The sequence below is a fragment of the Terrirubrum flagellatum genome (genome assembly GCF_022059845.1).
Taxonomy (GTDB): domain Bacteria; phylum Pseudomonadota; class Alphaproteobacteria; order Rhizobiales; family Beijerinckiaceae; genus Terrirubrum; species Terrirubrum flagellatum.
Map to the genome: position 1 here is coordinate 1,544,470 of NZ_CP091851.1, position 13,881 is coordinate 1,558,350.

18 protein-coding genes are annotated in these 13,881 nt (G+C 65.5%); 13 read left to right on the forward strand and 5 right to left on the reverse strand.

Annotation, left to right across the window (positions count from 1 at the left end):
- Positions 1–101: 101 nt before the first annotated feature.
- Positions 102–716, reverse strand: a complete 615-nt coding sequence (locus L8F45_RS07480; protein WP_342362254.1) for a cation efflux transmembrane domain-containing protein — start codon at positions 714–716, stop codon at positions 102–104.
- Between the two features lie 134 nt (positions 717–850).
- Here L8F45_RS07480 and L8F45_RS07485 point away from each other — a divergent pair, with 134 nt between their 5' ends.
- The 6 genes from L8F45_RS07485 to L8F45_RS07510 all read left to right on the forward strand — a co-directional run bounded on the left by L8F45_RS07485 (position 851) and on the right by L8F45_RS07510 (position 4,368).
- On the forward strand, positions 851–2,245 hold the full coding sequence (locus tag L8F45_RS07485; RefSeq protein ID WP_342362255.1) for an amidase: 1,395 nt from the start codon (positions 851–853) through the stop codon (positions 2,243–2,245).
- A 96-nt stretch (positions 2,246–2,341) separates the two neighbouring features.
- Positions 2,342–2,671, forward strand: a complete 330-nt coding sequence (locus tag L8F45_RS07490) for an SH3 domain-containing protein (RefSeq protein ID WP_342362256.1) — start codon at positions 2,342–2,344, stop codon at positions 2,669–2,671.
- A gap of 5 nt (positions 2,672–2,676) precedes the next feature.
- Positions 2,677–3,039, forward strand: a complete 363-nt coding sequence (locus tag L8F45_RS07495; RefSeq protein ID WP_342362257.1) for a hypothetical protein — start codon at positions 2,677–2,679, stop codon at positions 3,037–3,039.
- A gap of 93 nt (positions 3,040–3,132) precedes the next feature.
- On the forward strand, positions 3,133–3,573 hold the full coding sequence (locus L8F45_RS07500) for a DUF1489 family protein (RefSeq protein WP_342363387.1): 441 nt from the start codon (positions 3,133–3,135) through the stop codon (positions 3,571–3,573).
- A 92-nt stretch (positions 3,574–3,665) separates the two neighbouring features.
- Positions 3,666–4,007, forward strand: coding sequence for a hypothetical protein (locus L8F45_RS07505; protein WP_342362258.1), 342 nt, complete (start codon positions 3,666–3,668; stop codon positions 4,005–4,007).
- Positions 4,008–4,014: 7 nt separating this feature from the next.
- Positions 4,015–4,368 carry a hypothetical protein gene (locus L8F45_RS07510; protein WP_342362259.1) on the forward strand — a complete coding sequence of 118 codons (354 nt, stop codon included), beginning with the start codon at positions 4,015–4,017 and terminating at the stop codon, positions 4,366–4,368.
- A gap of 3 nt (positions 4,369–4,371) precedes the next feature.
- Here L8F45_RS07510 and L8F45_RS07515 read toward each other — a convergent pair whose 3' ends face one another.
- Positions 4,372–4,578 (reverse strand): hypothetical protein, encoded by a 207-nt coding sequence (locus L8F45_RS07515; RefSeq protein WP_342362260.1) that lies wholly within the window; start codon positions 4,576–4,578, stop codon positions 4,372–4,374.
- Positions 4,579–4,589: 11 nt separating this feature from the next.
- On the reverse strand, positions 4,590–6,251 hold the full coding sequence (locus L8F45_RS07520; protein ID WP_342362261.1) for a serine hydrolase: 1,662 nt from the start codon (positions 6,249–6,251) through the stop codon (positions 4,590–4,592).
- A gap of 276 nt (positions 6,252–6,527) precedes the next feature.
- Between L8F45_RS07520 and L8F45_RS07525 the strand changes: the two genes are divergently transcribed.
- The 4 genes from L8F45_RS07525 to L8F45_RS07540 all read left to right on the forward strand — a co-directional run bounded on the left by L8F45_RS07525 (position 6,528) and on the right by L8F45_RS07540 (position 10,155).
- Positions 6,528–6,866 (forward strand): phasin family protein, encoded by a 339-nt coding sequence (locus tag L8F45_RS07525; protein ID WP_342363388.1) that lies wholly within the window; start codon positions 6,528–6,530, stop codon positions 6,864–6,866.
- Positions 6,867–7,052: 186 nt separating this feature from the next.
- On the forward strand, positions 7,053–7,442 hold the full coding sequence (gene clpS, locus L8F45_RS07530) for an ATP-dependent Clp protease adapter ClpS (RefSeq protein ID WP_342362262.1): 390 nt from the start codon (positions 7,053–7,055) through the stop codon (positions 7,440–7,442).
- 19 nt (positions 7,443–7,461) lie between these two features.
- Positions 7,462–9,930: an ATP-dependent Clp protease ATP-binding subunit ClpA gene (clpA, locus tag L8F45_RS07535; RefSeq protein ID WP_342362263.1), complete on the forward strand. Its 2,469-nt coding sequence runs from the start codon at positions 7,462–7,464 to the stop codon at positions 9,928–9,930.
- 39 nt (positions 9,931–9,969) lie between these two features.
- Positions 9,970–10,155: a hypothetical protein gene (locus L8F45_RS07540; protein ID WP_342362264.1), complete on the forward strand. Its 186-nt coding sequence runs from the start codon at positions 9,970–9,972 to the stop codon at positions 10,153–10,155.
- 107 nt (positions 10,156–10,262) lie between these two features.
- On the opposite strand, the gene L8F45_RS07545 is transcribed toward L8F45_RS07540, so the two are convergent.
- Positions 10,263–11,174, reverse strand: coding sequence for a LysR family transcriptional regulator (locus L8F45_RS07545; protein ID WP_342362265.1), 912 nt, complete (start codon positions 11,172–11,174; stop codon positions 10,263–10,265).
- Positions 11,175–11,266: 92 nt separating this feature from the next.
- Here L8F45_RS07545 and L8F45_RS07550 point away from each other — a divergent pair, with 92 nt between their 5' ends.
- The 3 genes from L8F45_RS07550 (at position 11,267) to L8F45_RS07560 (ending at position 13,408) form a co-directional block, all read left to right on the forward strand.
- Positions 11,267–12,268 (forward strand): NAD-dependent epimerase/dehydratase family protein, encoded by a 1,002-nt coding sequence (locus L8F45_RS07550; protein WP_342362266.1) that lies wholly within the window; start codon positions 11,267–11,269, stop codon positions 12,266–12,268.
- Between the two features lie 73 nt (positions 12,269–12,341).
- Positions 12,342–13,070, forward strand: coding sequence for an AzlC family ABC transporter permease (locus L8F45_RS07555; protein WP_342362267.1), 729 nt, complete (start codon positions 12,342–12,344; stop codon positions 13,068–13,070).
- Positions 13,067–13,408, forward strand: a complete 342-nt coding sequence (locus L8F45_RS07560) for an AzlD domain-containing protein (protein ID WP_342362268.1) — start codon at positions 13,067–13,069, stop codon at positions 13,406–13,408. The genes L8F45_RS07555 and L8F45_RS07560 overlap by 4 nt, the downstream gene beginning before the upstream one ends.
- 3 nt (positions 13,409–13,411) lie before the next feature.
- Here L8F45_RS07560 and L8F45_RS07565 read toward each other — a convergent pair whose 3' ends face one another.
- Positions 13,412–13,837, reverse strand: a complete 426-nt coding sequence (locus L8F45_RS07565; RefSeq protein ID WP_342362269.1) for an HIT family protein — start codon at positions 13,835–13,837, stop codon at positions 13,412–13,414.
- Positions 13,838–13,881: the final 44 nt, after the last annotated feature.

A 13,881-nucleotide genomic window follows, 5' to 3' on the forward strand; every position in this document is an offset into this window, starting at 1 on the left:
GCAACATTTCGCGCCATCAGGCGCGTCACCTTGCAAGAGCAGAGCTCGCTGCGCTCGCAAGTTGCTTATCTGGGCCCCGGACGCCATTCCATTCGCTCCGCTCATTGCATGGCTCCGGGGACGGATTGCTGATCGTTAGCCTCTGGGGAGGCCGTTCGCCAGATCGCCCACGCCGCCTGGAAGGCGAGGGCGATCCCAAGCAGGTCGAGAGCATATTCCGGCCAGCGGATCGGCGCGCCGCGGGCGGCGAAGCCCGCGACCGCATAGCCCGTGGTCGAGACGATGTCGTTGCGGCTCGACAGCCACGTCGCCTTGATCAGCGGATTTGAGGTGCGGCGGAAGCGAATGAGCGACGCCGCGACCAGCAGGGCGATGCCGATGGCGCTGCCGGCGGAGAAGCCGAGAAACCAGAGATCGATCGGGCGCGGATTTTCGATCTTGTCCCAGAGATCATAAACGCCGGACGCGCCGGCGACCGCCATCACGCCGGCGAGGCAAAGCGCCGCCAGCCTTTCGGCCGTCTCGCCGCGGCCGAACACCGCTGCTGCGAGGCCGTAGAAGACGACGTCATAGATCCAGTCGATCCCGTCTTTCAGAAGTTGCCTGTTGCCGACGACCAGCGCGACCGCGACGGTTGCGGCGCCGAACAGGAGGATGCCAAGCGCGATCGCCCAGATGGTGATGGTGTAGGCGCGCGCCTCGGCCTTTTCGGTCATCCCGCGATTGGATCGTGCGGCGCGTAGATCGGCAAGGGCCGATCCTCTCTTGCGCGCGGAGCTCCATGCGCGCGCTCGCTTGCCCGCTGGCGCCGTTCTTGAAACGATGCGCGTCCCTTCTCTCGCACTCTCCCATGACCGACATTCATCACCTCACAGCGGTTCAGCTCGCCTCGCTCTACGCCAGGAAGAAGCTTTCGCCCGTCGAAGCCACGAAGGCGGCGCTCGATCGCATCGACTCCTGGGAGCCGAAGCTCAATGCGATGTACGTCATTCATCGCGATGAGGCGCTCGCCGCAGCGAAGGCGGCGGAGAAGCGCTGGGGCAAGGGCAAGCCGCTGTCGCCGATCGACGGCGTTCCCATCACGCTCAAGGAGAATCTGGCGACGAAGGGCGTCGCCATGCCCGTGGGGACTGCGGCGAATCCGCTCGTTCCGAAGGCCGACGATTCGCCTGTCGGCGCGCGCACGCGCGAATCCGGCGCTATTATTCTCGGTAAAACGACGATGCCGGATTACGGCATGCTCTCGTCGGGCATGTCGTCGATCCACGGCGTCACGCGCAATCCCTGGAACACCGCCTGCAACACGTCGGGCTCCTCCTCGGGCGCCGGCGCCGCGGGCGCGGCGGGCTACGGGCCTTTGCATGTCGGCACCGACATCGGCGGCTCCGTGCGCCTGCCGGCGGCGCATAACGGGCTGTTCGGTTTGAAGCCGTCCGGCGGGCGCATTCCGACCTATCCGCCCTATATGGGCCGCATCGCCGGACCGATGACACGCACTGTAATGGATTCGGCGCTGCTGTTGAACGCGCTGGCGAAGCCCGATGCGCGCGACTTCATGAGCCTGCCCAAATCCGACATCGACTATGCCGGCAAGCTGAAGGGGCTGAAGCTGAAGGGCCTGCGCATCGGCTATCTCCCCGACGCCGGCGTCGGCATTCCGCCGGAGCCCGCGATCGCGAAAGCTGCGAAGCAATGCGCCAAGGCGTTGAGCGACGAGGGCGCGATCATCAGCGAGATGAAGCCCTACATGACCGAGGCGATGCTCGACGGCATGGAGCGTTTCTTCGAGGCGCGCTCCTACAACGATATCGTCGCGCTCGATGATGCGACGCGCGCAAAAATCCTGCCCTACATCGTGGAGTGGGCGACGTGGCGCGCCGGCGGCTTCAGCGGCGCCGACGTGATGGCCGCCTATGGGCAGGTGATGGCGATGCGCGAAGCGGCCGTTCAAGCAGTCGGCGCGTTCGATTTCGTGATCTCGCCGACGACGCCCGTCGTGTCCTATCCCGCGGAAGCCTTCTCGCCTACGAATGATCCGCACGCGGCGCTCGCGCATATCGGCTTCACGGTCGCTTACAACATGTCGGAGCAGCCGGCGTCTTCGATCAACTGGAGCTTCACGAAGGAGGGCATGCCGCTCGGCGTACAGGTCGTGGGCCAGCGCTTCGACGATCTCGGCGTGATGCGGCTGTCCCATGCGATCGAGAAATTGCGGCCGGAGCAGAAGGCATGGCCTGAGCCCTGAGCCCGATGTGCTCCGCCGCACGGAGCGCGCCGCGCTGAGAGGTCAGTGAGACCATGAGGCGACGCGCGCTGAAATGCGCGCTTCATGGCGGCTGACATGATCCTTCTATCGCGCGCGGCGCTCGTCGCGCTTCTTCTGACGGCTGCTTGCGCGACCGGCGCGCAGGCCACGACATTTTGCGAGATCAAGCCGACCCGCGACGGGTTCGTGGCGTTGCGGGCGGATCCGAGCCTCGACGCGCGGATCGTCGGCCGCATGCGCGTCGGCGACGAGATCATGGTGCATAGCGAAAGCCGCGGTCGCTGGATCAAGGCGACGTGGTGGAAAGGCGGCCGCTTCAAAGTCCAGCGCGAAGCAGGTTATGATCCGGCCAATGGCGTCGGCTGGGTCCATCAGAGTATGCTGGCCGAAGATTCCTGCGGCTGAGCGCGATGTCGCGCTTCAACAGGATGAAGGCCTGCGCCTTCGCGCTATTCATTTCGCTCGTCATCGGCTTCGCCTTCTTCACGCCGCTCACATTGCAGGGCGGCGTCATCGACCGGATCACGCCGCTCGCGCGCCTGATCTGTCCCGAGACCGGCAAGTTCGCGCCGCGTTACTGGCAGTCGCGCCGCGCCTCGGGTCCACATACGTGGGAGGCCTGCCTCGACTCGCAGGGCAAGCGCATCGAGGATCGCACCATGCATCTCATGCTTGTGAACGGCCTCGGCTTCTTCTGGACGGCGCTGCTGTTCATTCCGCTGTTCTGGGTGGGGCGGCAGCTTTTCCGGCCCCGGCGATACGTTCCGGGTTGAGCTCTGCGTAATCGCTGCGGGGCTTGCGCCGCTGTGGATGATGGCGGCCGATCGGCTCGCATGGCCGCGCTCGTCCGTGCTAATCCCTCGGCCATGCCGCTGCACCTCATCAAGCTTTGCGTCGGGGCGGAATCCATCGCCGATCTCGAAGAGTGGATTGCCGAACGGATGGCCGAGAAAAAGCGCCTGAGGCAGCCGCAGGAGCAGCTCCATACGACGCGCATGGTGCCGAAGCGGCTCGATCTCGCGGCGCCCGGCGGATCGCTCTATTGGGTCATCAAGGGACAGGTCTCGGCGCGCCAGAAGCTTATCGCCGTCCGCCCCTTCACCGATGATCAGGGGATCGGGCGCTGCCATCTCGTGATGGAGCCTGTGGTGACGGCGGTCGAGCCGCGCCCGATGCGGCCCTTCCAGGGCTGGCGCTATCTCGAGGACAAGGACGCGCCGCGCGACATCAATGCGCGCACCGCCGGCCAACTCGCCGAGATGCCGGAGGCGCTCCGGCGCGAGCTTGTGGGACTCGGCCTGCTGTAACCCGCGGCACGCGTCCGGACAGACGTGTGCGATTTCTCACCCACAGCTCTCCCGCGCCGCGGCATCTTCTCTCCATCGAATTGGAGGTCGCCATGTGGATCGGCGGAGCGGAAGGCATCGGATATCGCTACGAGGTCGTGGCGCTCACCGACGGCTATGTCGTGCAGATGCGCGATATGGACACCGGCGCGATCGAGCCGAACGAGGCGCGTATCTTCAAGACGGCGCGCGTCGCCTTCGCGCATGCCCAGGCCATGGCGGCCATCGACCGTTTCGCGGCCACCGTTCTCGACATGCAGGATGCAAGTTCGGAGCAGTTTGAAGCCGAGAGGTGCGAAGCCACACTTCGCGCGCTTCAGGAACGCCTCAACGATCAGGGCTGCGGATACCCGGCCCCGCCGCAACAGACGAGGCCGCCCTGCGTCTACCACTGAGGATCGCATGAGCGCGGCGACGGCGGAGATTCTTCACGAGGCGGCTTCGGTGCGGGCCAACTATCTTGTCGCACCTGATGGCGAAGGCTGGCGCGTGCATCGGCTGTCGAGCGATGGTCTCGGCCCTGATGAAGCAGTCATCCATCGCCGGCGCGACGTGGCGCTGGCTTACGCCGACGCGACCGCAGCGCTTGAATGCTATCTCGCCTCGCGCGAACGGCGTGAGGATTCCGCCGAGCTTTTCGAGATCTGGCGGCGTCTTGACGACGCCTATGAGACGCTGGCCCTGGAGCGCGGCGATTGCGCCGCCGAGGCCGATTCCTGGGACATTGCGGCGCGGCCTCTTCCGACGCGCCACTGATTTTCAGCCCTTCACTGGCCCCAAACGGATCGCGACCGCCGAACGCCCATTCGGGGAATAGACGCTGATCCTGATCCGCGCCCGCGGCGCCTTGAGCGCGCGGGTGCGGCCGCGCATGCCAAGCAGAGAGTTCAGGAGATCCTGGGCGTTCATCTTGAGCCGCGATTGCAGGCCTTCGGCAGGCGCGTCGAGGAGATCGGTGATCGACATCGCGCCCTCCCTCAGCCGCGCGCCGCGAAGCAGGCGAAGCCGTCGCGCTTCAGCGCCTTGCAGGCGGCCTGGGCTTCGTCTGCGTCGAAGCCGGCGAAGCGGGCGCGCCAGAGGGTTGCGCCATCCTTCGAAATCTTCTCGGTGAAAGGCGAAGCCTTGGCGAGCGCGCCGCGCGCCTTGGTCTTGGCCTGCGCCAGCATGGCGTTCGCTTTCGCCTGATCATCCGTGGCGCCGAGCTGGATCACCCAGCCGGACGGCGAGGTCTGCTTCGGGATCGCGGTTGCGGCGGCGACCGGAATGGGCGCGGGAAGCGCGGCCGGGCGTGCGGCCGCCGCGGCAACGGGGCGAGGCGCGGGCTGCGCGGCCTGGCGGATATCGCTCGGCGGGCGCGGCGCATCAGACGCGGTCTGGCGAACGGGCGCATAGGCCGCGACGATCTTCGGCTCGACGGGCTCAGGGGTTTCGCGGCCAATCTTCGCCTGCGGGATCGGCGCGACCGGCGTCAGCGCGCGGGTCGCGGCCGAGGTGATCGACGGCGTGACCGTCGGCGGCGTCGCGGCGCTGGCTACGACGGGGCGCACATTGGCGAGATCGAGCGGGCGAGCGACAGGGCGCGGCGGCGAGATCGAGGCCGTCGTCGCCGGGGCCGGGCGGAGATCGCTTGTGTCGTTGTCGGCGACGACGGCGCGAGCCGGCGGGCGCGGCGGCTCAGCCGAGGCGACGCGCACCGGCTCCGCCGGACGCTCTGCGGCGGCGATCGCGGTTTCGCCAATCGGCGGCGCAATGCGGGCGCCGGCATAGGCGCGCTCCATGCCCGACGAGATCATGGCGGCCATCTGCGCGTCGCGCGAACGGCCGGAACGGCCGCCAAGCACGACGCCGACCACATGGCGTCCATCGAGCCTGGCGGAGGTCAGAAGGTTGAAACCGGAGGCGCGGGTATAGCCGGTCTTGATGCCGTCGACGCCTTCGATGCGTCCGAGAAGGCGGTTATGGCCGGCGACGATGCTTCCATTGAATTCAAAAGAACGCGTCGCAAAGTAATGATAATACTTTGGAAAGCGATCTTGGATGGCGCGACCGAGTGTGACCAGATCGCGCGCCGTGGTGATGTTCGGCGGGTCGTTCGGCAGGCCGTGGGGATTGTAGAAGCTGGTGCGCGACATGCCGATGGCGCGCGCCTTGCCGGTCATCGCCTCGGCGAAGGCGTCCTCGGACCCCGAGATGTTCTCGGCGACGACCATGGCCGCGTCGTTGGCGGATTTGGTCACCATGCCCTTGATGGCGTCCTCGACGGTGATCGTGTCGCCGGGCTGGAGTCCAAGCTTCGTCGGCGGCTGGGCGGCGGCGTTGGCGGAGACGCGGAGTTCGGAATTGAGCGAGTAGCGGCCCCGCTCAAGCTGCTCGAATAGCATATAGAGCGTCATCACCTTGGTGATGGAGGCGGGAATGCGCGGCGCGTCGGGATTGCTCGCCTGGAGAATGCGGCCGGTCTTGCCGTCGACGACCATCGATGCGGTCGGAGGGGCGTAGTTGTAGACCGCGTGGCGACGGTAATGATGCCGGCGACGGCCCGCTTCCGCGGTGTCGGTGGTCGCCACGAGGAGCCCGGCGCCGATGGCGACCGCTCCTGCAATCAGGCCTACTGGCCGACCAACGCCACCTAGACGCATACTCTTCGTCCCCGCTCAGAACGCCACTACGCCCGCTGCGAAGGCCTGTGGCTTCCGCAGCACGATCCAAACGATAAAATTGATGCGGTTACGGACCCGTTAAGCCCGCGCGTCCGTATCATTGCCTAGCCGATTAGCCGGCGTGATGTTGCGTTGCACAAAGATGCTTGACATTTTTTGTGCAATGCACATAAGAAGGGCGCAGCCTCGGCGTAAATGAGGCGGAATTGACCATTCGGCGCACGGTCGTCCTGCGCCCCGGGCAGGAGATTCATGATGTTCACGCAGATGGAAGACTTCCAGAAGGCCGGCAAAGAGGCTTTCGAAAACGCCAGCAAGACTTTCGGCTCGTTCTCCAAGACCGCTCAGGCGATCGCCGCCGAGACCGCCGACTATTCCAAGAAGTCGCTCGAGGGCGCTTCGGCCGTGACCGAGAAGGTTCTCGGCGCCAAGAGCCTCGACAAGGCTTTCGAGATCCAGACCGACTACGCCAAGTCGGCCTATGAAGGCTTCGTCGCCTACGCCGCCAAGCTCGGCGACCTCTATCAGGCCGCTGCGCGCGACGCGGTGAAGCCGTTCGAGGCGGCGTTTGCAGCCGCCAAGCCGGCCAAGTAATCCGGCCAAGTAATTTTTCAAAAAATCACAAGCGATTGAAGCCCGGCCTCAGCGCCGGGCTTTTTCGTATGGGAATTGCATATCGTTGATTGGCGCTTGGATTGACGCCTGGCGACTCTGGCGAAGCAGGCCGAGCGGTTATACATTGCTGATTGCGGGCGCACGGACTCGACAGGCTGCGCCGGGATGGAGACTGACTTGGCGGGAATTGCGCGCATCGATCCTGCGCCGCGCGCCGCAGGGGGCGCGAAGGAGGGACGACCGGGCGACGGCGGCAACGGCGCCGGGACCGCGGTCATCACGCGCACCAAGACCCGCACCAAGCGGCCGAACGTTTATCGCGTCCTGCTCCTGAACGACGACTACACGCCCATGGAGTTCGTGGTCCACGTCCTGGAGAAGTTCTTCGCCAAGAACCACGACGAGGCGGTCCGCATTATGCTCCATGTGCACCAGCACGGCGTCGGCGAGTGCGGCGTGTTCACTTACGAGGTCGCGGAGACCAAGGTCACCCAGGTGATGGATCTCGCGCGGCGCAACCAGCATCCTCTCCAATGCGTCATGGAGAAGAAGTAACTCATCCCCGGAGAACCCATTGCCTTCTTTTTCCCGACATCTCGAACAGGCCCTGCATCGCGCGCTCGCGCTCGCCAATGAGCGAAAGCATGAATATGCGACGCTCGAACATCTCCTCCTTGCTCTGATCGACGACCAGGACGCCGCCGCCGTGATGCGGGCGTGCAACGTCGATATCGAGGCGTTGCGTCGCAGTCTGATCGAATATGTCGACAAGGAATTGGCCAACCTTGTCACCGACGGTCGCGACGATTCAAAGCCGACGGCGGGATTCCAGCGCGTGATCCAGCGCGCCGTGATCCATGTGCAATCGTCCGGCCGCGAGGAAGTCACCGGCGCCAATGTGCTGGTGGCGATCTTCGCCGAGCGCGAAAGCCACGCCGCCTACTTCCTGCAGGAGCAGGAGATGACGCGGTACGACGCTGTGAATTACATCAGCCACGGCATCGCCAAGCGCGCCGACATGAGCGAACCGCGCACGCCCCGCGGTTCCGACGAGGAGCGCGAGAACCGGCAGAACGCGCCCGGCGACAATGACAAGGAGAAGAAGAAGGAAAGCGCGCTCGACGCCTATTGCGTCAACCTGAACAAGAAGGCGCGCACCGGGAAGATCGATCCGCTGATCGGCCGCGAATCCGAGGTGCAGCGCGTCATCCAGGTTCTGTGCCGCCGGCAGAAGAACAATCCGCTGCTGGTCGGCGATCCCGGCGTCGGCAAGACCGCCATCGCCGAAGGTCTCGCGCGCAAGATCATCCGCGGCGAGGTTCCCGAAGTGCTCGCGGACGCGACAGTGTTTGCGCTCGACATGGGCACGCTGCTCGCCGGCACCCGCTATCGCGGCGACTTCGAGGAGCGCCTGAAGCAGGTGATGAAGGAGATCGAGCAGCATCCCAAGGCGATCATGTTCATCGACGAGATCCATACGGTGATCGGCGCCGGGGCGACCTCCGGAGGCGCGATGGACGCGTCGAACCTGCTCAAGCCGGCGCTGGCGCAGGGAACGCTGCGCTGCATCGGCTCAACCACCTACAAGGAGTTCCGGCAGTTCTTCGAGAAGGACCGGGCGCTCGTCCGCCGCTTCCAGAAGATCGATGTGAACGAGCCCTCGATCCCCGACACGATCGAGATCATGAAGGGGCTGAAGCCGTACTTCGAGAAATTCCACAAGCTGCGCTACACCAACGAGGCGGTGAAGGCGGCGGTGGAATTGTCGGCCCGCTACATCCATGACCGCAAGCTGCCGGACAAGGCGATCGACGTGATCGACGAGACCGGCGCGTCGCAGATGCTGGTGCCGGAGAACCGTCGCAAGAAGACGATCGGCATCAAGGAGATCGAAATCACCATCGCGACGATGGCGCGCATTCCTCCGAAGACCGTGTCGAAGGACGACGCCGAGGTGCTGCAGCACCTCGAGCAGACGCTGGAGCGCGTGGTCTACGGCCAGGATGACGCGATCTCGAAGATCAGCGCCGCGATCAAGCTCGCGCGCGCCGGCCTGCGCGATCAGGAGAAGCCGATCGGCTCCTATCTGTTCGCGGGTCCGACCGGCGTCGGCAAGACCGAGGTCGCGCGCCAGCTCGCCAAGGCGCTGGGCGTCGAGCTGATCCGCTTCGACATGTCGGAATATATGGAGCGGCACACGGTCAGTCGTCTGATCGGCGCGCCGCCCGGCTATGTCGGCTTCGATCAGGGCGGTCTGCTCACCGATGGCGTCGACCAGCATCCGCATTGCGTGCTGCTGCTCGACGAAATCGAGAAAGCGCATCCCGATCTCTACAACATCCTGTTGCAGATCATGGATCACGGGAAGCTGACCGACCATAATGGCAAGCAGGTCGATTTCCGCAATGTGATCATCGTGATGACGACGAATGCGGGCGCGTCCGATCTCGCCAAGGCCGCTTACGGCTTCACGCGGCAGAAGCGGGAGGGCGACGACATCGAGGCGATCAACCGGCTGTTCGCGCCGGAGTTCCGCAACCGTCTCGACGCCGTGATCTCGTTCGGCCAGTTGCCGCGCGAGGTCGTCGCCAAGGTGGTCGACAAGTTCGTCATGCAGCTCGAGGCGCAGCTCGCCGATCGCAACGTGACGATTGAGCTGACCGACGAGGCGCGCGAATGGCTCGTCGACAACGGTTACGACGCGTCGATGGGCGCGCGGCCGATGGCCCGGCTCATCCAGCAGACGATCAAGACGCCGCTCGCCGATGAGGTGCTCTTCGGGCGCCTGAAGAATGGCGGCGCGGTCAAGGTCATGGTCACGCTGGACGAGATCAAGGGAACGAAGGTGCTCGGTTTCGACTTCCCGTCGGGACCGCCGACGCCGAAGCCTGAAAAGGACGTCGCCCAGGCGGCGAGCCGCAAGCCGAAAGCGGCGAAGCCCGAGAGCGCGACGTCAGGCCGCAAGAAGCCGGCGTCCGCATCGGAGCCGAAGTCTGGACTTCCCGTGCGAACCGTGCCGAAGGTTCCGCTCGTCCGGGAATAACGGGCGAATCTGGTTCGAAAAGGAAGCGGAAAGCCTGAGATGGCTCTCACACGATATGAGCGCCGGCTGCGACGCCGGCGACACGAAGAGGTGATGGCGTGGGTCGTCCTGCCGATCATCGTCGTGGTGGTCTATTTCATCGGCGCCGTCGCCTATACGAACCTGCGCGAGTCGCTGCCAAGCATCGCCGACCTGAAGTCGCTGCAGGAGAAGGTCAGGCGTTAGATCACGCCGCACTTTGATTGAATCAATCAAAGTGCGGGAACGTGATCGATTCCAAAACTTGAGCATGGCTCCTGCGAAAAACCGGTTCCCACTTTTTCGCGCCATGCTCAAAGGCGTTCGTCCGCCTGAGTGGCGATATGGGCCGCGAGGCCCGCGACCAGAGCATCGAAGGCCGCCCGGCAGCGCGCGCTTGATCTCAGATTCTCATGCATGACGATCCAGGTTTCGAGCGGGATCGTGAACGCGTCCGCGAGAATGCGGACAAGCGCGGGATCGCGTCTGGCGATGGGGACCTGACAAACCCCGATACCGCAGCCGGCCCGGATCGAGGCGAGCTGCGCGAGATCGCTGTCGGTTCTGAGTGAAAACATCGTGCGATCAAGGGGAACGCCGCGCTCGCGCAGGCTGCGAATGAACGCGGTCTCGGTATCGAAACCGAGCACGAGATGGTTTCGCAGATCCTCGATACCTGTCGGCGTCCCGCGCCGATCGAGATAATCGCGGCGCGCGTGGAGGCCGAGTTCGATGGCCCCGATGCGCTTCGCGACGAGCGCCTGCTGCGTCGGCGGGGTCATGCGCACGGCGACGTCGGCCTCGCGCTGGAGCAGATCATCGAGGCGGTTCGACAGCACGAGTTCGACCGTGAGATCGGGATATCGCCGCTGCATCGCCGCGATAATCGGCGGCAGCACTTCGGCGCCGATGATCTCGCTCGCGGTGATGCGCACGGTTCCGCGCACGCCCTCGCCATGCCCGCCGGCGGCGCGCAGGAGCGCGTCGGCGTTCGCCTGAAGCGCTTCGGCATAGGGCCTGAGCTCCAGCGCGAGATCGGTCGGGGCGACGCCGTGCTGGGAGCGGACGAAGAGAGGCGCGCCGAGCGACGCCTCCAGCGCATCGAGATGGCGGCCGACCGTGGGCTGGGTCAGGCCGAGCGCGCGCGCCGCGCCTGAGAGCGATCCTTCGCGAAGGACGCCAAGGAGCGTCCGATAGAGCTCCCAGCCGGGCGCTGCGTCTGCCATACATATATGTATATCATAGGTTCTCAATTAGACAATTTTCTTTGCGCTCGCGCGGCTCCAGATTGCGACCCATCGAAATTGGAGACGCAGTCATGAGCGCGAACAAACTGGCCCTTGTCCTTGGCGCGACAGGCGGAATCGGCGGCGAGCTGGCGCAGGCGCTCCTGCGCCATGGCTGGGCCGTTCGCGGCTTGCGCCGCGCGACCTCGACGAAGCCGGCGAAATCAGACCGCATCGAATGGGTCGCCGGCGACGCCATGAACGCCGATGACGTTCTGCGGGCGGCGCGGGGCGCGTCGCTCATCGCCCATGCGGTCAATCCTCCGGGCTATCGCGACTGGGACAAGCTCGTCCTGCCCATGCTCGAGAACACGATCGCCGCGGCGAAACGCACCGGCGCGCGCATTCTGCTGCCGGGGACGATCTATAATTACGGGCCGGACGCTTTCCCCGTGCTGAGGGAAAGCGCGCCGCAGAATCCCATGACGGTCAAAGGCCGCATTCGGGTCGAGATGGAACAGAGGCTGCGCGAGGCGCAAGGAGAGGGCGTGCGGTCCATCATCCTGCGCGCCGGCGATTTCTTCGGTCCCGTTCCCGGCAACAACTGGTTCTCGCAGGGGCTGGTGAAACCCGGCAAGCCGGTCACTTCGATTTCATATCCCGGCGCAGCGGGCGTTGGCCACGCCTGGGCCTATCTGCCCGATGTGGCGGAGACCATGGCGCAGCTCGCCGATCGTGAGGAGACTTTCGAGCCCTTCGCGCGCTTTCATTTCGCTGGGCATTGGGACGCGGACGGGCGGGAGATGATCGGCGCGATCCGCCGCGTCGCCGGCGATCCGACGCTGCCGGTAAAGCGTTTTCCCTGGCAGCTGCTGACGCTGGCGTCGCCCTTCGTGACGCTGTTCAGGGAGATGCGCGAGATGCGCTACCTCTGGCGCGAGCCGCTGCGGCTCGACAACCGCAGGCTCGTCGCGGCGCTGGGTGCCGAGCCGCATACGCCTCTCGATGACGCCGTGAGCGCGACGCTTTCCGGTCTCGGCTGTCTGCCTCCGCAGCGCAGGTCGCATGAGAGGTCTGCGGCCGTCGCCGGTTGAAGCCGGCGCGAGGGCTCGGCTAAGCCGCAGCACCGCCACGGCGCTGCGCCGGCCGGCGCAAGCGTGAGCTGATATGGCGGAGAGCGAAAGCGGGGCGCGCGCCTTTCGCGACGGCGCGATCGATGCGTGGCGATTGCCGGCCTGGCTGCTTGGCCTGTCGATGATGGGCGTCGGCCCGCTCGCGCGCGATGTCGGCTATCCCCTGATCGGCGCGGTGTTGTCGACGGTGCTCGTTTGGGCGGGGCCGGCGCAGGTGGTGTTCTTCGGCATGATCGGCGCCGGCGCATCGCTTCCCGCGACGGCGATCGCCGTGACTTTGTCGGCGGTGCGGTTGTTGCCGATGACGGCGGCGCTGATGCCGCAGTTGCGCGCGGGAAATCCATCGCGCGCGACGCTGCTGCTCGCCTCGCACTTCATCGCGGTGACGGTGTGGGTGGAATCGATGCGGCGGCTTCCCAATCTGCCGGCGGAGAAGAGGCGGCCCTATTTCTTCGGACTGGCTTTCGCCTGCTGCGCGACCGCATCGTTAACGACTGCGCTTGGTTACCTGCTCGCCGGCGAGGCGCCGAAGGCGATCGGCGCTGGGCTGCTGTTCATGACGCCGGTCTTCTTCACCCTGTCGCTGATCGCAGGCGCGCGCCTGCGCGCCGATTGGATCGCGATCGGTTGCGGCTTTGCGCTCACCGCCGCACTTGGCCTGTTTCTCGGATCAGCGGCGGCGCTGTTTCTCACCGGCGTGATTGGCGGCACCATCGCGTTCCTGTGGGAGCGGCGCGAATATGCGCGGAAGGCCGCGGCATGAACGCGGCGATCGCAAATCTTGGCTTCCTCGGCGCGATGATCGTGGCGGCGGTGATTCCGAACGGCGTGTGGCGCTGGATCGCGGTGTTCGCGACGTCGCGGCTCGATGACGGCTCGCCTTTCTTCGCCTGGATTCGCCATGTCGCGACATGCCTCGTCGCCGGCGTCGTGGCGCAGCTTCTCATTTCGCCGTCAGGCGTTCTCGCGAGCGCGCCAATCGCGCTGAGATTTGGCGCGCTCTTGTTCGCCGCCATCGTGTGGAAAATCAGCGGCGCGCGCGTGCTTGTCGGCTGGATGGCGGGCGTCGCCGCGCTGATGATCGGCGCGGCGTTGGTGTAGCGATTAGGCGGAAAGCGCGGCGCGGATTTTCGCGGCGTGCGCGACGAGCGTTTCCTTCGGCGCCATGTCGCCCGTGTGCGGCTTCAGCTCGACGCCCGTCCAGCGCGGAATGATATGGACATGGATGTGAAAGACCACCTGTCCGCCAGCGCTTTCATTGAACTGCAGGATGGTCAGGCCATCGGCCTGCATGCCTGATTTCGCGGCGCGCGCGACGATCTGCACGCTGCGCGCGAGATGTCCGAGCGAGTCCGCGCCGATGTCGATGATGGTGCGCGCCGGCGACTTCGGAATGACGAGGCAATGCCCGTCGCCGCGCGGCATGATGTCCATGAAAGCGAAGGTGTGATCGTCTTCGTAAAGCTTTTCGCAGGGCAGTTCGCCGCGCAGGATTTTCGCGAAGACGTTCTGGGGATCGTAGGCGGTCATTTCGCGCTCCGGCTTGCCGGGATTGATCTGGCAAGCCGGATGCG